An 18,380-nucleotide genomic window follows, 5' to 3' on the forward strand; every position below is an offset into this window, starting at 1 on the left:
TGATAAGCGCATAATGTGGATCATAACGTTTCCTGTACCCATTTGCCAAATCTTGGAGTTTCTTTGAAGGGAAAGCTACAACACCATATTTCATAATAAAAGACCTCCTCGTAAAATGTTTATATACAACTTATAAACAATTATAGCAGAATGAACTATTCTTTGTACTGTTTGGTATCAAATGTCGCGAAAGGATTCTTTGATTGCTCTTGGAACATCCTGCTGCCAATATTTCCATGTATGGTTCCCTTTAAATTCTTCATAGAAGTAGGAAAACCCTTTTCTTTTGATCAACTTATTCAATTCCCTATTCGGAGTGAGGAAATCGCTAATGCCGTCTTGAGTCGTTTTGACTTCAGTTTCCTCCTCGCCGATGACGTGATAAATTGAAAATGCAGACGTGTCTTGAACAGCTTCCACCTTTTCCATCACAGATTCGTCGACATACGGGGATTGGAGAATCACCTTGCCGAAGCAGTTCGGATATTTCAATGCGGTCAACAGTGAAATCGTCGCTGCCAACGAATCGCCGATCAATCCCCTGCCGGCGCCAACTTGGTACGTAGGGTAGTTCGCATCGAGGTAAGGGACAAGCTCATGCGCAAGAAAACGGATGTAATCATCATGGCGGTCACCTTCCGGATGGTACATCCTTCTGCGCTCCTTGACGCTTTTATAGGGTATGCCGACGACAATCATATTACTGATGTCGCCTTCGTTGACTAATTCGTCAACGACCCGTCCGATCCGTCCATATTGAAAATAATCCTTGCCATCGGAGGCGATTAGAACTGAATACTTGTAAAGTGGTGAATACTGGTGTGGCAGATGGATGAGAAGTTGCATCTCTTCATCCAGAGCCTCGCTGTAAAAAAATACTTCTTCGATTTTTCCATATTCCATCGTGCAGGTCCTCCCTGTTGTATGATGTATGAAGATTGTAACATAAGCGCGAGTACAGGTATAATGCTTGGAAGCAAACGTTACATTGAATAAGCATCTTGAAGGCTTTTGTCATATTATACGTGACGAGCGTCAGGAAGAATAAGGAGGTAGTAATTATGTTCACTGGAAAAAACATTGTCCATTCCGATGTCGTAACAAAAGCTACAAAAGAGGCATTAATTCGAAGAGGCGTCACATTGGAGGACATCGCTAAAATCGTTTACGAAATGCAGGTCCCTTATAATGAAGGGCTCGATCTTGACGAATGTGTGGATTCGGTCGAAAGAGTATTACGGAAGCGGGAACTTCAGCATGCGATCCTTGTCGGAATAGAATTGGATGAGCTTGCGGAACAGGGGAAGCTATCAGCGCCACTCCAACAGATCGTAACTTCTGACGAAGGGCTTTTTGGTGTAGATGAAACAATCGCGTTGGGGGCTGTCTTCACATATGGATCTATAGCTGTAACAACATTCGGCCATCTGGATAAAAATAAAATCGGTATTATCAATGAGCTGGATACGAAAAAAGGGAATGGCGTCCATACATTTCTTGACGATCTTGTCGCAAGCGTCGCCTCATGTGCCGCATCAAGACTTGCTCATCGGAAAAGGGACTTAGATGAAGCTGGAATTACGTATTTGGATGTAGATCAAAAAAAAAAATATGAGTAATATTGTGGAATATGAAGGTATTCCACCTCCTTTTTTCCTATTGAAAACGCTTGCAAGTTACTGAAAATTTTCAAGAAAGATTGACAAGCGAATAACCAGTCATGTTAGAATAGGTGCTAAGTTGCAAAACTACTAAACAAAAAGGGGAGAATGAAAATATGAATAAAAAGAGATTTCGTATTCTTGCGTTCATTTCGATGATTGCGTTGCTTGTCCTTTCAGCGTGTGGCGCGGATGATTCAGGCAATGGATCTGAATCCGGCAAAACAAAAGAAGACTATGATTTCATCAGTGTCTTGACAGGTGGTACGCAAGGTACATATTACGCACTTGGTGGAGCCCTTGCAGATATCATCACTCAGGAAACTGGGGTTAAAACAACTGCCGAAGTTTCACAAGCATCCGCAGCGAATATGACTGCATTGAAAGATGGCGGTGCTGAAATCGCTTTCGTACAAACGGATATCGCTTACTATGCATCCAAAGGCGAAATGATGTTTGACGGAGAAGTCATCGACGAAGTTTCGGCAATCGGTGCGCTTTATCCTGAAACAGTCCAATTGGTCACTTTAGAGAAAAATGGCATCAAATCATTTGATGATTTGAAAGGTAAGAAAGTATCCGTAGGGGCTCCTGGTTCCGGTACGTATGCGAACGCGGAGCAACTTCTTGAAATCCACGGATTGTCAATGGATGATATCCAGCCACAAGACTTGGACTTCGGGGAATCCCAAGAGAGCTTGCAAGCTGGCCAAATCGATGCTGCATTCATCACTGCAGGTACACCGACTGGTGCGGTTGAAAGCTTGAACGCTACAGCTCAAGTTTACATCGTACCTGTATCCGATGAAAAAGCCGATGAATTGATTTCAGAATATCAGTACTATGCTAAAGAAGTCATTCCAGCAGGAACTTATGGCATCAAAGAAGATACGCCGACTGTTTCTGTTGGAGCAATGTTGGTCATCCAAAACGATGTTCCTGAAGATCTTGCTTATGAAATCACAAAAGCGATCTATGACAATGCTTCAAAACTTACGCATCCAAAAGGCGCTTTGATCAAAGCGGAAACAGGTCTTGACGGTATCGGGATCCCTGTTCACCCAGGCGCTCAAAAGTACTTTGACGAAAAGAAATAATTGAATACAAGTCAATAGTTGAACGGGGCGGTGAAGCAATATGCTTCAGCCGTCCCATTCTTCATTGCTACCGGAAAGGGAGAAGAAGATGAGAAGAAAGAAAGTATTTCTCCCCATTCTACTATCTGCGCTATTTGTCTCCCTCGTCTCCATTTTCCTGCCGATACATAAGGTATTCACCTTTACGGAATATCGAACTGATCATCCAAAAACTTATTTTATACAGTTGGAGGATGAGCAGGAATTTCAAATACGCTATGTACACTCCATTTTTCTGACCGATGTCGTTGAATCATATCGGGTCACTGATCGAAACGCCATTCAATCATTGTCCATGCAGTATGAAGATGTAGGAATCGGGTTGCCTGGCTATGCAGAAGAAGGAGAGTCGCTGACTGTTAAAGACGGAATGTATACGCTTACTTATGAGCATAATATCATCCCGTCATTCGTCCTTTTTGTAGGGGATGTCAATGCAGACTTGGCTTTTAGGTATAAAGGCCTTGAGGTGGACCTGAAAAACTATTTGACCAGAGGGAAATCGTACACATTTCGTGTGCAGCGCCAATCATTCTACCAATTGATGAAAGGAGTAAACATGAATGGCTAAAAATAAGAATCGGGAAGAAACTCAGCAAGAGTCCCAACTTGAAAACAATGAAATGCTGACGGAAGAACAGCAACTTGAAATTCTACAAAAGTATGATCCCGAATCGAATACTCGGAATGTGAAAGGGATCTTCAAAACCCTCGTTTTTGTAGGATTACTGGCATTTTCCTTATTCCAATTATACACATCCATCGGAACCCCGTTCACTGCGTATATTCAGCGTTCCATTCACTTAGGATTCGCTCTCGCATTGATTTTCATATTGTTCCCGGCATTTAAAAAACCGGGAGTCAAGAGAGACAAAGTGCCATTCTACGATGTCATCCTCTCATTGCTAGCCATTGCGGTCGGCTTGTATTGGCCGCTATTTTATGGTGATCTTGTCTTCCGCGTCGGAAGGGTATCCGACATGGATCTGTTCATCGGGATTGTCGCTATTCTATTGACATTGGAGGCTGCAAGACGTGCAGTCGGCTTGCCGATTACGATCATCTCGACAGTCTTCTTGATCTATGCATTTTATGGCCGATATTTCCCGGGTTTCCTGGCGCACCGCGGCCAAGACCTGAAAAGCATTGTACAATTAATGTTCTTCACGACTGACGGTATTTTAGGAACGCCGATAAGTGTATCCGCGACATTTATATTCGTCTTCCTGTTGTTCGGTGCATTCCTTGTGAAAACCGGCGTAGGAAATTATTTCAATGATTTGGCTGTCGTTCTCGCTGGCCGTTTGACAGGCGGGCCAGCAAAAGTTGCGATTTTCTCAAGTGCATTGCAAGGGACGATTTCAGGAAGTTCCGTCGCAAACGTTGTCGGATCAGGTTCTTATACAATTCCAATGATGAAAAAGCTCGGCTACCGGAAGGAATTTGCAGGCGGCGTTGAAGCGGCTGCTTCAACAGGCGGGCAAATCATGCCACCGATTATGGGGGCTGCAGCATTCTTAATGGTCGAATTCATCGGCGGTATCACGTACTGGGAAATTGCCAAAGCGGCTGCGATTCCTGCATTGCTTTATTTCACAGGGATTTGGATCATGACGCATTTCGAGGCGAAGCGTGTAGGTCTTGAGGGCATGTCACCGGACCAGATGCCTGATCGAAAAGCGACTTTGAAAAAGATCTACCTACTCTTGCCGATTTTAGGGATCATCCTATTCCTCTTATTAGGAATACCTACAATGAAGGCTGCATTATTGGGGATCGTCCTCACATTAGTTGTCAGCTTCTTTGATAAATCGACGAGACTTGGACCGAAAGATATCATCATGGCGCTAGTCGATGGGGCGCGCACTGCATTGGCAGTCGCCGCGGCGACCGCTTGTGCGGGTATCATCGTCGGCGTCGTCGTGAAAACAGGGTTAGGGCTCAGTCTTGCCAATGGACTTGTATCCGCGGCAGGCGGGAATATCCTATTGACGCTCATCTTCACGATGCTTGCAGCGCTAGTTTTAGGGATGGGTTCACCTACGACGGCAAACTATGTCATTACATCGACAATTGCCGCACCGGCGATCATCCTGTTGCTCATGGGCGGTGAAATGGGACCAGGTACTACAGTTCCAGTCGTAGTTGCGATCTCTGCTCACTTGTTCGTATTCTATTTTGGTATTATCGCGGATATTACGCCGCCTGTTGCACTGGCAGCATTCGCTGCGTCAGGCATTTCCGGCGGGGACCCGATCAAAACGGGGGTCGTTTCCGCAAAGCTTGCAATCGCGGCCTTCATCATCCCGTACATGTTTGTCTTCAATCCCGCGATGCTTATGATCGACTCCAGTTTCCTTGAAATCATATGGGTCGTCTTCACCGCCATCGTCGGCATGATTGCGATTGGAGCAGGGATGATCGGTTATTGGTACCGGAAAATCAATTGGCTTGAGCGTATTCTTATTACAATCACGGGGCTGTTATTGATTTACCCTGAAACAATTACAGATATCATCGGATTGTCTCTGTTCATCATCCAACTCGCCATCCAATGGAAAACGAAAGGCAACAATACAAAAAATAAAACAGCAGTCGCTTCCTAATCAAAAAGGCTGTCACAATTGTCAACTAGACAACTGTGACAGCTTTTTCGTTTGCCACAAGAACAGATTTTTCATCGGATTAGTAAATTGTCAGGTGAAATGAATAAGTTCGATTAATTAAAAGTATAAATACTATTGAAATATTATAATAGTATGTCTATAGTATAGTGAGACAGGCAAAATAATGGAAAAATTGATGCTTTACTATCAAAAGGGGAAGTTGAAAGGCGGAAGAATAAATGCTGAAATTATCGAATGTGTCAATTACGTACAATGAGAGAGCTGTTCTAGATAATCTGGAATTAACGGCAAAGATAGGGGAAATTATCGGCGTGGCGGCTCCCAACGGAACGGGCAAATCTACAATGTTCAATGTCATGGCGAACTTTGTGAAACCTGATTCGGGACATGTATTATTTGATGATAAATATGCCTACCGAAATGAAAAGGAAGAGTTATTGATCCATAAGCAGTTGTGTTCTTTCCCTGAACAGCAAGACCTTTTTGAGGAGCTATCAGGAGTGGATCATTTGAAACTTTATGCAAATATGTGGAAAGGAACGGCAAAGCAGGTTCCCGAAGTCATCGAGCGCCTCCAAATGGGCAATTACGTGAAAAGGAAGGTTCGCACATATTCATTAGGTATGCGGCAACGTCTATGCTTTGCAATGATGATGGCTGCAGATACACCAGTGATGCTTATGGATGAAGTGATGAACGGCCTCGATGTGGATAATGTGGCCCTCTTATCGGATTGCTTAATGGAAATGAAGAAGGATAAGCTCATTTTTGTCGCATCCCATTTACTATCGAACTTGGATTTATATGCAGATAGAGTCATTTTCCTAAAAGACGGAAAGATTGTGCATGAACATAGATTTACTGGTGAAAATGATGTTTTTCTTAAAATAGAAGTAACTCCTGAACAATACGAAACACTAAAAGGAAAAGTGGCACTTCCGCAAGGTCACCTCTATTTGGCGAAATATTTATTATGCATTCCGTTAAAAGGAATGAGCGAGTCGGAACAGACCAAGTGGATAGAACGGATGCTTGACTATAATGAAAAGGAAATGACAGTCGGGCCATTGGGGACAGTAGAATACTATGATAAGTACTATTCGAAAAACGCTTGATTGCCGCAAACTTTTTCAGCTCAAATACAAATAGAAAATTAATACTTTACTACCAAAAGGGGAAGCTGGGATGAATCGAAATTATTTGAAGCATGAATTTCTTATTACAGCAAGAAGCAGACGTAACGTACCTTTTATTTTATTCATCGGTGTATTGCTGCTGAGTTATTGTCTGATTCTGTTGCCGAACGAAAAAACAAAAGAAACATATAATCCTGACGAGGTGAAGACTTATTTAACGGATCTCGAAGTCGAGCAGAAATTTAGGGAGAAGAAGGGGAATACGGGCATTATTATAATGACAGGAATGCCCGTCTATGCCTATAACGATTACTATTATAAACTCAATCACGCTTTACTTACCGCATATGAAGATAAGAACTATCACCGGTTTCTTTATTTACGGAACTTCTCCCTGATGGGGAATGAATATGAATATACCTCAGATGAAAATCTATTTGCGCTATCTCCTTACCCAGGGAAGGATAGGTCCCATCTATACAAGCAAACAATGATGCGCTATGAGGATTACTTAACGAATGAGTACCCAATTACATATGGTTTAATGTACGAAAAGACAGGATTGCAAGCGCTGCAAAAGTTCCTGCAGACGAACGGGATTCTTTTCATCATATTCTGCGCAATCTTTTTCAGCAGTGATGTGTTATCGAGAGACCGCAAAAATCGGTCAGTTTTGCAAGGCGTTCCATTATCCTGGTATCGCCAATTGAATTTGAAATCTCTATCCGCTTTCTTCTATTCACTGCTCGTAGTTATTGGAATACTGATTGCAGGGGTTGTCGTAATGAGCGTGCAATTCGGTTTTGGCTATTTCGATTTGCATGTACCGATCATGATTGCACAACGGACCTTCTCACTAGAGGATTACGATATCATTTCAATCGCTGCCTTTTTAGGGAAAACATTGATAGTCGTTCCGCTATTAATCTTCCTCTTCATCCGAATGAATGTCATTTTGGGTCTTCTGTTTAAAAATGAATGGCTTGTTCTTTTATTCAGCAGCTTCATCCTCTTCTCGGACCGCCTTTTCGTTTCAAGGACGACGAGGGAGATATTTGGAAAAGATATTAGCTTCTTCCCTCAAACGTATTTTGATTTTGGGAAAATCGTAAATGGGGATAAGAACTTTCTAGTGAATACAGAGACGATCACATACATGAAAGGAATTGTCGTGCTATTCATCACGCTTGCTGTCACCGAACTTGTACTATTCATTCTTTCAAAGGTCATTAATAAACGACGTTTCTATTATGCGTGAAAATATGTAATGAGGAAGGATACGGATTATGTTTTGGAAGTATTTATTGTTTGAAACAAAATTATTGCTCCATAATCGGAAAAATTGGTTACTTGGAATTGGCCTTATCCTGTTTTTCCCTTTGTATTATACCCAATATAGTCAACTAGACATCAAAGATATGCAGAGGCTGAAAAACGAGGAAGCGGAGCATATGTTTACAGTGTTCAATGCGTTTCCTGAGGACCTGAGGGAGACGGCTGAGGGGGAAGCGACTTACAATAATTTGACACAACAATCTTCCTCGATTAATATGCAAAGGTTTTATTTGTGGAAGAAAGAGGATTATGACAAATATATAGAAGAAGGCCTTAAATTGAATGAATTACGTCTTGAATTACATGAGTTAGGGAACAAAGGAATCCATCCCAACTATGTCATTCCAAAGGATGAAATTCAAAAAGATATGGCGATTTTACGATATTACAAAGTACATAAATTGCCACTTGTACCGGATCCCTTTGTAGCAAGCAATTATTTGCCGGTCGCGTTGAACATGCTCAGTGGACTGCTATTTTGTCTTTTTGTGTTAATTATCGGAAGCAGCATGTTGGTGAATGATCAGCAACATCAGTCTGTTGTAGGCGGTTTCCCAATATCCTTCATGCAAAAAGTTAGCGGCAAGGTGGCCATTCATTTGGTTCAAGTACTGCTGTTTCTAGTCTTAGCCGTGCTCATCGGCGGATATTATATTGCCCAAAAAACGGAATGGGGCAATTTCATCACGCCAGTTCTTATTTATCAAGATATGGATTTCGTTGCAGTGTCGACAATCAGGTATCTAACGTATATGTTCATCGCGTTTGCGTTGATTGCGTTATTCCTTTTGCTCGTATTTGTTCTGATCAATGTCATGACGAAGAATTTGTACGCGACCATTTTGACGATGATTGTCATTTTACTGCTGCCTGATCTGATAAGTGTAACAGGAGCTACATTCAATTGGCTGTATCCATTGAAATTCATCGATATCGGTTCCATATTGAATGGGGAAGCAGCTGCGGAATTTGGCAATGAAAAATTGGACTTCAAACATTCGTATAGTTGGTTAGTTGGGCTTAATCTGTTAGCCGCAGCTATTCTATACGGACGCAATAAACTGCTTTACATCCGAAAAGGAGAAGTCGCAAAAAACTGATAGGATGGAGGAGTTTGCGGCTTCCCTTGAGAAAATAAGGAACGGTGGAGTATTATGAAAAACACTATGGAGAAATGGCTTGAATGGATCGGCTGTAAAATAGGTTCATCTCTTTTATTTGCCTCATGCGTATTGCTGCTGTCAGGCTGTCATCCTTTACAAAAGCCGGAGTCCAATAAGGCCGGCCCTTATGAAAAGAACTTTGAAATTGTCGGCTCGGAAAAGGATGAACTGATCGGAAAGGTGAATCCGGCAATTTTCAATACGGTGGATCGGCGTAATGAAGACGCTGAACAGTTTGAAAGTGGCGTTTTTACGAAGGAAGGAGTAAAGGTCAGTCTTCAACCAGGGAGATATGCTATTTCGGGATATCCTGCGGGAAACATATTCATTTATGATGAAAACGGTGATCTTGTCATACGTGAAATTGTAGGTCATGTAGGTGGTGTCGGAAGCCTAACGGTCGATATTGAGAGTGCATATACAATTTTTGCGGATGGCGGCTATGATAATGTTAGTTTCTCACCGGTGCCAACAACGTTGTCTACTGATTTGAATGCAGGTATTTGGGACGTCGGATTGGATATTGAAGCTGGTGAATATATATTCGGTAGCGAGTACGGGATGGGATATTTGGAAATTCACGAAAAGGGCAATGATCCAGTTCTTTATGAAGTGATTGGTGGCAGTGAAATGGGATCAAAAAGCCGTGTGAAGTTGACTGAGGGGCAAAAAGTTAGGGTTACCGGAATCTCTTTAGTTAATTTTAAACCGGTGGCAGAATAAACGAAACGGTGGATCAAAAAAGATCTGCCGTTTTTCAAATACAATGGACGGAAGCGAGTGATTTACGATGCGAAACGTGGTTGACTTGAAGGACGTTTTGTTCAGAAGGGGCAATAAGGAGATTCTTACGAATATCGATTGGACAATTGAAAAGAAGGAGCACTGGGCAATATTAGGGCTGAATGGGTCCGGTAAAACGTCGCTTCTCAATATTATATCCGCACATCAATTTCCAACTGAAGGGGAAGTTCACGTTCTTGGGAACCGATTTGGCGAAACGAATTTACCGGAACTGCGTAAAGAAATCGGTTTTGTCAGCAGTTCTTTGGAGCGATTCACTCAAATGTTTCAGCATGAAACGGTCGAGCGGGTCATTATTAGTGGAAAGTTTGCGAGTTTCGGCCTGTATGAGCACCCCTCTCCAGCTGATTGGGAACGCGCGGATGAGCTGCTGCATGATTTCCGGTTATCCTACGTAAAAGGTAAGCCCATTAACTTACTGTCAGAAGGCGAAAAACGTCGGATTTTAATTGCAAGGGCGCTCATGAATAAACCACGAATGCTTATTATGGATGAGCCATGCTCAGGACTTGATCTATTATCAAGGGAGCAATTTTTACATACATTAAAAGTCGTAACGAAAAATGATTGTCACCTTGTCTATGTGACGCACCATGTCGAGGAATTGATGGAAGATATCACACATGTGCTTCTATTAAAAGAAGGAAGTATTGTGGCTTCGGGAAAGAAAAAGGACGTGATGACTGATGATTTGCTGACAGAAACATACAATGTACCAGTGAAAATCCGGTGGGATGAAGGAAGGCCTTATGTCTCGATCAAAAAAAGTGAGCCTATACGCACAGATAGTGAGGGGATCCAAATGTTCACGTAAATGTACGGAACGTGCGGGTGCTTTCTTTCTATCTATACTACAATGGATATAGACAAATAAGAAAGGAACTAGGTGCTGTGCAACTCACGCTCACATTCATCATTTTAGGGATTACTGTCGTATTGTTCATGACGAATAAAATACGTGCTGATCTCGTCGCGATTCTCGCCTTGCTCGCTTTCGTGCTGACGGGAATCCTTACGCCTGCTGAAGCGTTATCCGGCTTTTCCAACTCTGTCGTCATTATGATTGCTGCACTATTCGTAATAGGCGCGGGAATTTTGAGGACAGGGCTCGCCCAAATGGCTGGAACATTATTATTGCGATACTCGGGTGATAGTGAAAAGCGGCTGTTTATTCTCCTATTGCTCATTGTCGCTTCAGTAGGCGCTTTCATGAGCAATACGGGGACGGTTGCCCTCATGCTGCCGATTGTCATCAGTATTGCCATTAGCATTAACAGCAGTCCGTCGAAGTATTTGATTCCGCTTTCCTATATGGCCAGTTTTTCAGGATTGCTGACGTTGATCGCCTCGCCGCCGAACTTGATCATCAGTCAAATGCTTGTCGATAATGGATATGAAAAGCTTGGCTTTTTCCAAATCACCCCAATCGGTATTATCGGAGTTGTCGTAGGTCTTATCTATCTGTATGCAGTTCGCAATTCGCTGTTGCCAAAGGGAAAGAAGGCATCCAATTCCAATCAGGTCCAAAAGCTGTCGGCGAAACAGTTGGCGCTTGACTATCAGCTTGGCGGAAACTTGTACTTGGTAAAAGTGCCGGTAGGATCTGAAATGATCGGGAAGCGGCTTGCACAATTGAAAATACCGGCGACGTACCAGTTATGCATTTTGAAAATTAGCAGGAAGTCAACGGAAGGTCTGAATTTATTGCCAATGACCTATCAGGAAATGGCTGGACCGAATAGCATTGTCCAGCCGAAGGATAGGCTTTATGTACAAGGGGCCGCTGAAAATATTGAGAAATTTGTTGAAGCGTTTGGGTTATCCATAGAAAAAGGGACATCCGAGGCGGATGAGCTCGTCTCGAAGCAGCTGGGCATCGCGGAAGTGCTTTTGACCCCACACTCGAAATTGATTAATGAGACTTTGCGTACGATCAACTTCCGCGAGAAATATAATTTGAATATCGTAGGGATCAATCGCCAAGGGGAGTATGTCGTGAAGGATATGTCGAAGCAAAAACTCCGTTTCGGAGATGCTCTTCTCGTACAAGGCTCTTGGGAATCGATTGAATTGCTTTCCCGGGAAACAGGGAATGTTGTCGTCATCGGGCAGCCGAAAGAGCATGCAAGTATGGCGGCAGCGAGCGGAAAAGCGTCCATTGCAGGCGCAATCATGATTCTGATGGTACTTCTCATGGTATTCGAAGTGTTCCCGGCAGTCATTTCGGTATTGATCGGTGCCGCATTGATGATTTTGACAGGCTGCGTCAGAAATATGGATGACGCATACGGCCAGATCAACTGGGAGAGCATCATTTTAATAGGCGCTATGCTTCCGATGGCGACAGCGCTAGAAAACACGGGCGGGATGGTATTGCTTTCGGAAGGGATCATCCAATTGCTCGGCGGACTTGGTCCATTGGGCGTGCTTGGTGGGATCTTCTTATTAACGATGACATTCGGCCAGTTCATAAGCAACACTGCAACAGCCGTCCTGTTCGCGCCAATCGGATTAAGTGCCGCCCTTAGCATCGGCGTCAGCCCCTATCCATTTTTGATGGCTGTCGCCGTCGGGGCAAGCATGGCGTTCTCTACACCGGTCGCCTCCCCGACAAATGCACTTGTCATGACAGCTGGGGGATACCAGTTCAAGGATTTCGTGAAAATCGGCGTCCCGTTACAAGTGATAATGCTTATCGTCATGATGATTGCCATCCCGCTATTGTTTCCATTCTGAATCGCAAGCGGTTTGCAAGAAAGCTTGTACGTGGTAAACTGAATTGAAAGAATGAAAAGAATTTTGGAAAAGGGGTCGTGAAAATGGCAGTAGAGGTCTATCTTAATTTCAATGGCAACTGCAGGCAAGCTGTAGAGTTTTACGCAGAGGTATTCAATACGGAGATCACGCAAATCATGACATTCGGCGAAGCTCCTCAGAGTCCCGATTATCAGTTGCCCGAAGAAGCGAAGGATCTGGTCATGCATGCACGATTGAATATCGACGGCACCAGAGTCATGTTCTCCGACACATTTCCCGGCTTTCCTTTTGTCGAAGGGAATAATGTCAGTCTAGCTTTTGTAAACAAGGACTTTGACCTTATCAAATTGGTCTTCGAGAAGCTGAAAGAAGGCGGAACAGTGAAGATGGATTTGCAGGAGACGTTCTGGAGTAAAAGCTACGGTTCATTGAAGGACCAATACGGCATCGAATGGCAGATCAGCCACGAAGAGTGAATTATGTATGGCAGAACGGCGGGGGATATCCTCTGCCGTTTTTGTAGTTTTGTGCCATGGGCTCATTTATTCCAACAAGGGCTCAATAAATCGCGACAAAGGTCCCTTCTTCCCCCGCATTCCCGACAATGATACAATAACGAAAGACATTTGCCATATCGAAAGGAAGAATCAAGATGAAAATCAAAGAGATCGAAATTCATGCAATCCACTTGCCGTTACATGAGCCATTCATCATCAGCTACGCGAGATACGACTATATGCCGTCGATCATCGTCAAATTGACAACCGACACAGGCCATGTCGGATATGGAGAAGCGGTGGCGGATGAACACGTAACGGGTGAAAGCTGGGAAAGTACATATGCCGTCCTGAAAAATACGCTTGCGCCGAAGCTGATCGGCATGGATCCGGCTCAAATGGAAAAGATCCACGAGCGCATGGACGCTGAGATATACGGTGTGCCATCAGCGAAAGCCGCAATAGACATCGCTTGCTATGACGCAGTCGGAAAAGCGTTGGACATTCCCGTCTATGATCTGTTGGGCGGAAGATATCACGATGAATTCCCGATTACACATGTTCTTAGCATCGGAACACCTCAACATATGGCCGATGAAGCGGAACAGCGCGTCGAGGAAGGCTATCGGTCATTGAAAATGAAAGTCGGCACGGACGTTTCTGAAGATGTGAAAAGAATCCAGGCTGTCCGCGAACGGGTAGGAGAGTCGATCGCCATCCGCATCGATGTGAATCAAGGATGGGTGAACAGCTCGACGACATTGCAGGCGTTAAAAAAACTTGAAGAGTGTACACTCGATTGGCTGGAGCAACCGGTGAAAGCGGATGATATCGATGCCATGGTGGAGATCAAATCGAAAACTTCCGTACCTGTCATGATTGACGAAGGTTTGCGAGGGTTCCGTGAAATGAGGGAAATCATTGCCAAGCGCGCCGCAGACAAAGTGAACATCAAACTGATGAAATGCGGCGGCATCTATCCCGCAATGAAACTCGCCCATATGGCAGAAATGGCGGGAATCGAATGCCAGGTCGGCTCGATGGTTGAATCATCTGTCGGTTCAGCAGCCGGCTTCCACATTGCCTTCTCCAAAAAAATCATGACGAGCGTCGAATTGACTGGACCATTGAAATTCAGTGAAGACATCGGAAACCTAACATATGATGTTCCGTTCATCCGCCTCACTGAAAAGGCGGGTCTTGGCGTCGAGGTGGATGAAGCCGTTTTGAATAAACTAACGGTCTACTCGGAGAAGGTGGTCGGATGAAGAAAGATGTAATGTTGAAAAATGGTCAAAAGGTAACGATCAGGGAATTGGCTCACGATGACCTTCATGCAATTATGACGTTGCAGGAGAAAGTGATTGACAACTTGACCGTTGCTTCTTTTTTACAGCCATTGTCAGAGGAGGAATTCCACTACATCCTGGATGGGAATGGAACAATGATCGGCGCATTTCACGGCAGCCATCTAATCGCATTCAGGGCGATGCTCGAACCGGAAATTGACGAACACCATTTAGGCAAGGATGCATGCTTACCCGCTTCCGAATTGCCATCCGTTCTGTATTCGGAAGTGACGAATGTTGACCCCGCCTATAGAGGGAACAGCTTGCAACGGATTCTCGGAGAACTCCTTATGGAGAATGTCGATACGAACCGCCATCGCTATGTGTTCGCAACTGTAGCTCCATTTAACATTGCAAGCCTGAAGGACAAATTTACGCTAGGCATGTATATCATTTCATTGGAAAAGAAATATGAAAATCTTTTGCGATACACGTTGATGATAGATCTGCAGGACAACGAAAAAACAGGGTCGCTGACAGCCATGGCAGACATGTCGGATGTATTGGAGCAGCAATCCTTATTGAAAGATGGATGGGTCGGCGTAGGACTGGAAGAGGCTGACGGCTCATGGAAAGTGAAATTCCAAAAGAATGAATAAGCAGGTGAAGCCAGACGAAGTGGAAGTTGCCTCGTCTGGTTTTTCTAGTGTGAAAAGACTATTTTCTTTCTAGGTGAATAGATAAGATGATTGGTAAGGGTACTTCCAGCTATTTTTGTTATTCTATCTACCTATGTCTATACGGATAATAGATAGTAGTTTATAATGTTGAATGGTTGCAGAAATAGGAGGAAAATAATGAGGTATTCAGTAAGGAAAAAGTTATGGACAGGCTTTCTATTACTATTAGTTTTAATGATTACTGTAGGAGTATTAAGTTATTTGACCATTCCGGACGTTAGTGAGAAGTATAAGTCGCTCATTGATGACCAAATGGAAAAAGTAGTCCTATTGGAACAGTTAACATCTAATCAAAAAGAGCTTTCCAATGATTTACGTGGGTATTTACTTTATAAAGAAACAAAATACTTGATGAACCGCAGTGATTTACTTGTTTCAATTAATGAAAAAATAAATGAGTTAGAATCATCCTTGCAGTCGGAGGAAAGCAGTGCACTGCTCAATGAATTGAAAATTGCATCTGAGCAATATATCGTTCTCTCTGAAAAAGCACTCGCCGCTTTTAATAATGCGAAAGATGATGAAGCGCTCTCGTATGCCGAAGAAGCGGAGCCTTATCAGGCACTTATCATTAATAAAGCGGATAAATTGATTTCTTTCCAACGTGAGCAAATGCTTGACGTTCGGGAAGAAGTTGAAAAGAGAGTGAAATCGACGGGCATTTTCTTTATCGGCTTACTTGCCCTAGTAACTATTTTAAGTATGGTCATTGCTTATATTATTAGTAAAAACATTACAAATCCAGTCAGGAAAATGACAAATGCATTAAAGCAACTTGCGCAAGGAAACTTTGGCATGGAGCCATTACATATCAAAAACCGTGACGAAATTGGTGAAATGGCAACAGCTCTCAACGAAATGAAGACTGATTTACGGGCTATTATTATAAGCACGAGAGATTCATCCTACCAATTGGCAGCTCAAGCTGAACAGTTGACGGCAAGTTCAGAAGAAAGCCTTGCTGCTTCCGAAATGGTAGCTGAAATTGCTGAAAAGAATTTACTGGCAAGCGATATGCAAGTGAATATTGTCAATGATTCTGCGAACGCAATGGGTGAAATGGCTAACGGCATTAATCAAATCACAAATGATAATGAAGCGATGCTCACTTCTTCCGATGAGGTATCCCGACTTGTGGGTGAAGGTGCGGACCTTATGAAAGAGGTAACGGATCAGATGTCCAGCATCTCTGCATCCATCAAGCAATCTTCGGATATCATTACTGATTTGGCGATTCATTCGGAAAAGATCCGGAATGTAACCGAACTTATAACAGGCATTGCCGAGCAGACGAATCTTTTGGCATTGAATGCAGCGATAGAAGCGGCTCGTGCGGGAGAGCAGGGCAAAGGTTTTGCCGTTGTAGCGAATGAAGTGCGAAACCTTGCTGAACAATCGAAAACATCCGCGGCAGAAATCGGCCGAATGATCGATGCTATTATTCAAAACGTTTCTTTGGCCGTTGACAGTACGGAAGCGGGTAGCGATCGAGTCAAAGAAGGATTGGGCATTACTGAAAAAACTAACGAAGTATTTAGTGAAATTGAGTTGGCAGCCAATGATGTAAGCAACAAAGTCGGAACAGTTGCTGCTGCAATTGAACAGATTCGAACGATGAGCGAGCGAGTGACAGAAGGCGCTACAAAAGTGCAAGAGCTTGCTATTCAAGCATCAGCCGAAGCGCAATCGACAAGTGCATCGACAGAAGAACAATTGGCTTCCAACCAAGAAATCGCTTCAAGCGCACAAACACTTTCCGAAGTTGCAGAAACACTACAAAACGATATGGGACGTTTTACAGTCTGATGAAATCTCCACGCTCAACAAACGGCGTGGAGATTTTTATATAATGCCTGCGTTCATACTTATCAACTGATTCTAATTGATAATCGTTATCACTTGCTGTATAGTGGAAAGTAAGAATACAAATAATTGAAAAAGGGGAATATATAATGCAAATCTATTGGACGAAAATAAATAAGATTATTGAAGAAACACCTGAAGTTAAAACGTACTTGCTCGACTGTCCGGAAGGTCTTACTTGGGAAGAAGGTTCTCACATCCACTTGGCACTGGAAGGTTTTAATGCTGGGGATAAACCAAACCGCAGCTTGATCCGTCACATGTCCATCTCTACGCTGCCATATGAAAACTCGATTGGCATAACAACACGCATTAAAGAGCAGTGTTCTGAATTTAAATCGACGTTAAGAAACCATAAAATTGGAGATGAAGTTGCCATATTTAAAATCCATTCGAATGTTCCGCTGAAAAGAGAAGACAAAAATGTGTACCTCCTCTCTTCAGGAGTCGGATTGGCAACTTTTAGACCGCTTGTACTCGATTATTTCGACCGTGCTGATAACGTCAATCAAATCCATTCCCTAAACATCGATTCAACAAGTGATTTCTTGTTCCCAGATGTGTTTGCACCTGCAGCTGATAAGAAGTTCACTGTCCAGTTCGTTGATAATCGTAAAGATTATTATGAAGAAGTGAAAAATCTTGCTGCAGACAAGGAAGGCCTCTTCTATATTGTCGGCAGCGACGAATTTCTCGTGCAGAATATCGAAGTGCTACGTGAGCAAGGCATTAAACCGGATCAAATTATGCTCGACAAGCGTGAACAGCAACGGACCGAGTTTTTCCCTGTTGAATTGTCTATGTAAGAACATTTGTATAGAACTGGTATGTCCCCGTTTTTCAAAACGGGGCTTTTTTAATTAACGTGAAATATGATTATAATGATTCTGAATAAATCATATTGCCTAAAACATCCCATAATGGTACAATCAATTCCTGTTTCATTTTGACCCCAACATCTCACCTAGAAGAGCAGGACGCAAAATACGCAAAACGGAGGACTGTCTATGCAGAAACATCCCGATTTTGAGTTCGAATTGCAGCGCCTTGACTACACGAAGCACTACATGCAGAAGCTCTTGGAAGAGTCGATGCGTGATGTGCAATCCTCGCAAGATGAAATCCGACATGCGATGGCCGACTTGGACTATTTGGATTCCAGTTTGAGCTACATCAATATTTTGACGAACACCCGATTTTTTGAAATGGCCCGCTCCCAGAAGGAAGGACTCGAAGCGATTCAGCAAAAGCCTTATTTCGCTCGTATCCATTTCCAGACGGAAGGGGAGAAGGATGAATTCCTCTATATTGGAAAAACATCCGTCTTTCATCAGGAAACCCAAGAACCGATCATCGTCGATTGGCGGTCGCC

At 43.2% G+C, this 18,380-nt stretch carries 16 protein-coding genes and 1 pseudogene; 16 read left to right on the top strand and 1 reads right to left on the bottom strand.

The annotated features are described in order from the left end of the window. Positions 1-177: 177 nt before the first annotated feature. The gene (locus AWV70_RS08550) at positions 178-903 is read right to left on the bottom strand and encodes an alpha/beta hydrolase (RefSeq protein WP_060206143.1); all 726 of its coding nucleotides are present in this window, start codon (positions 901-903) and stop codon (positions 178-180) included. Between the two features lie 158 nt (positions 904-1,061). Between AWV70_RS08550 and AWV70_RS08555 the strand changes: the two genes are divergently transcribed. From AWV70_RS08555 to AWV70_RS24410, 16 genes and pseudogenes are all read left to right on the top strand, one after another. Then, the gene (locus AWV70_RS08555) at positions 1,062-1,619 is read left to right on the top strand and encodes a phosphatidylglycerophosphatase A family protein (RefSeq protein ID WP_060206144.1); all 558 of its coding nucleotides are present in this window, start codon (positions 1,062-1,064) and stop codon (positions 1,617-1,619) included. Positions 1,620-1,777: 158 nt separating this feature from the next. Then, on the top strand, positions 1,778-2,758 hold the full coding sequence (locus AWV70_RS08560; protein WP_060206145.1) for a TAXI family TRAP transporter solute-binding subunit: 981 nt from the start codon (positions 1,778-1,780) through the stop codon (positions 2,756-2,758). Positions 2,759-2,846: 88 nt separating this feature from the next. Continuing rightward, on the top strand, positions 2,847-3,368 hold the full coding sequence (locus AWV70_RS08565) for a DUF1850 domain-containing protein (protein WP_160327639.1): 522 nt from the start codon (positions 2,847-2,849) through the stop codon (positions 3,366-3,368). Next, on the top strand, positions 3,361-5,403 hold the full coding sequence (locus AWV70_RS08570; RefSeq protein WP_060206147.1) for a TRAP transporter permease: 2,043 nt from the start codon (positions 3,361-3,363) through the stop codon (positions 5,401-5,403). Before AWV70_RS08565 ends, AWV70_RS08570 begins: the two co-directional genes overlap by 8 nt. 239 nt (positions 5,404-5,642) lie before the next feature. After that, positions 5,643-6,539: an ABC transporter ATP-binding protein gene (locus AWV70_RS08575; protein ID WP_060206148.1), complete on the top strand. Its 897-nt coding sequence runs from the start codon at positions 5,643-5,645 to the stop codon at positions 6,537-6,539. Positions 6,540-6,609: 70 nt separating this feature from the next. Beyond that, the gene (locus AWV70_RS08580; protein ID WP_060206149.1) at positions 6,610-7,818 is read left to right on the top strand and encodes a hypothetical protein; all 1,209 of its coding nucleotides are present in this window, start codon (positions 6,610-6,612) and stop codon (positions 7,816-7,818) included. Between the two features lie 28 nt (positions 7,819-7,846). Continuing rightward, positions 7,847-8,995, top strand: coding sequence for a hypothetical protein (locus AWV70_RS08585; RefSeq protein WP_060206150.1), 1,149 nt, complete (start codon positions 7,847-7,849; stop codon positions 8,993-8,995). 54 nt (positions 8,996-9,049) lie between these two features. Beyond that, the gene (locus tag AWV70_RS08590; protein WP_060206152.1) at positions 9,050-9,781 is read left to right on the top strand and encodes a hypothetical protein; all 732 of its coding nucleotides are present in this window, start codon (positions 9,050-9,052) and stop codon (positions 9,779-9,781) included. A gap of 67 nt (positions 9,782-9,848) precedes the next feature. Next, positions 9,849-10,676, top strand: a complete 828-nt coding sequence (locus tag AWV70_RS08595) for an ABC transporter ATP-binding protein (RefSeq protein ID WP_060206154.1) — start codon at positions 9,849-9,851, stop codon at positions 10,674-10,676. A 77-nt stretch (positions 10,677-10,753) separates the two neighbouring features. Continuing rightward, positions 10,754-12,598 (top strand): SLC13 family permease, encoded by a 1,845-nt coding sequence (locus AWV70_RS08600; protein WP_060206156.1) that lies wholly within the window; start codon positions 10,754-10,756, stop codon positions 12,596-12,598. 83 nt (positions 12,599-12,681) lie between these two features. Then, positions 12,682-13,095, top strand: coding sequence for a VOC family protein (locus AWV70_RS08605; protein ID WP_060206158.1), 414 nt, complete (start codon positions 12,682-12,684; stop codon positions 13,093-13,095). Between the two features lie 176 nt (positions 13,096-13,271). Next, the gene (locus AWV70_RS08610; RefSeq protein WP_060206161.1) at positions 13,272-14,384 is read left to right on the top strand and encodes a mandelate racemase/muconate lactonizing enzyme family protein; all 1,113 of its coding nucleotides are present in this window, start codon (positions 13,272-13,274) and stop codon (positions 14,382-14,384) included. Further along, entirely contained in the window at positions 14,381-15,064 is a 684-nt protein-coding gene (locus AWV70_RS08615; protein WP_060206163.1) for a hypothetical protein, read from the top strand. The genes AWV70_RS08610 and AWV70_RS08615 overlap by 4 nt, the downstream gene beginning before the upstream one ends. Before the next feature lie 198 nt (positions 15,065-15,262). Continuing rightward, entirely contained in the window at positions 15,263-16,951 is a 1,689-nt protein-coding gene (locus AWV70_RS08620; RefSeq protein ID WP_060206164.1) for a methyl-accepting chemotaxis protein, read from the top strand. A gap of 146 nt (positions 16,952-17,097) precedes the next feature. Then, positions 17,098-17,814: a hypothetical protein gene (locus AWV70_RS08625; protein WP_060206166.1), complete on the top strand. Its 717-nt coding sequence runs from the start codon at positions 17,098-17,100 to the stop codon at positions 17,812-17,814. Between the two features lie 201 nt (positions 17,815-18,015). Continuing rightward, positions 18,016-18,380, top strand: a pseudogene (locus tag AWV70_RS24410) (DNA helicase); the annotation flags it as partial.

The sequence above is a fragment of the Sporosarcina koreensis genome, from assembly GCF_001531445.1.
GTDB classification, from domain to species: Bacteria; Bacillota; Bacilli; order Bacillales_A; family Planococcaceae; genus Sporosarcina; species Sporosarcina koreensis_C.

What these genes read in the sequence shown, in the direction of transcription:
- AWV70_RS08565 (WP_160327639.1), top strand. Translation starts at nt 2,847, where the DNA reads ATGAGAAGAAAGAAAGTATTTCTCCCCATTCTACTATCTGCGCTATTT.
- AWV70_RS08610 (WP_060206161.1), top strand. Translation starts at nt 13,272, where the DNA reads ATGAAAATCAAAGAGATCGAAATTCATGCAATCCACTTGCCGTTACAT.
- AWV70_RS08570 (WP_060206147.1), top strand. Translation starts at nt 3,361, where the DNA reads ATGGCTAAAAATAAGAATCGGGAAGAAACTCAGCAAGAGTCCCAACTT.
- AWV70_RS08605 (WP_060206158.1), top strand. Translation starts at nt 12,682, where the DNA reads ATGGCAGTAGAGGTCTATCTTAATTTCAATGGCAACTGCAGGCAAGCT.
- AWV70_RS08560 (WP_060206145.1), top strand. Translation starts at nt 1,778, where the DNA reads ATGAATAAAAAGAGATTTCGTATTCTTGCGTTCATTTCGATGATTGCG.
- AWV70_RS08615 (WP_060206163.1), top strand. Translation starts at nt 14,381, where the DNA reads ATGAAGAAAGATGTAATGTTGAAAAATGGTCAAAAGGTAACGATCAGG.
- AWV70_RS08580 (WP_060206149.1), top strand. Translation starts at nt 6,610, where the DNA reads ATGAATCGAAATTATTTGAAGCATGAATTTCTTATTACAGCAAGAAGC.
- AWV70_RS08585 (WP_060206150.1), top strand. Translation starts at nt 7,847, where the DNA reads ATGTTTTGGAAGTATTTATTGTTTGAAACAAAATTATTGCTCCATAAT.
- AWV70_RS08575 (WP_060206148.1), top strand. Translation starts at nt 5,643, where the DNA reads ATGCTGAAATTATCGAATGTGTCAATTACGTACAATGAGAGAGCTGTT.
- AWV70_RS08590 (WP_060206152.1), top strand. Translation starts at nt 9,050, where the DNA reads ATGAAAAACACTATGGAGAAATGGCTTGAATGGATCGGCTGTAAAATA.
- AWV70_RS08595 (WP_060206154.1), top strand. Translation starts at nt 9,849, where the DNA reads ATGCGAAACGTGGTTGACTTGAAGGACGTTTTGTTCAGAAGGGGCAAT.
- AWV70_RS08620 (WP_060206164.1), top strand. Translation starts at nt 15,263, where the DNA reads ATGAGGTATTCAGTAAGGAAAAAGTTATGGACAGGCTTTCTATTACTA.
- AWV70_RS08555 (WP_060206144.1), top strand. Translation starts at nt 1,062, where the DNA reads ATGTTCACTGGAAAAAACATTGTCCATTCCGATGTCGTAACAAAAGCT.
- AWV70_RS08550 (WP_060206143.1), bottom strand. Translation starts at nt 903, where the DNA reads ATGGAATATGGAAAAATCGAAGAAGTATTTTTTTACAGCGAGGCTCTG.
- AWV70_RS08625 (WP_060206166.1), top strand. Translation starts at nt 17,098, where the DNA reads ATGCAAATCTATTGGACGAAAATAAATAAGATTATTGAAGAAACACCT.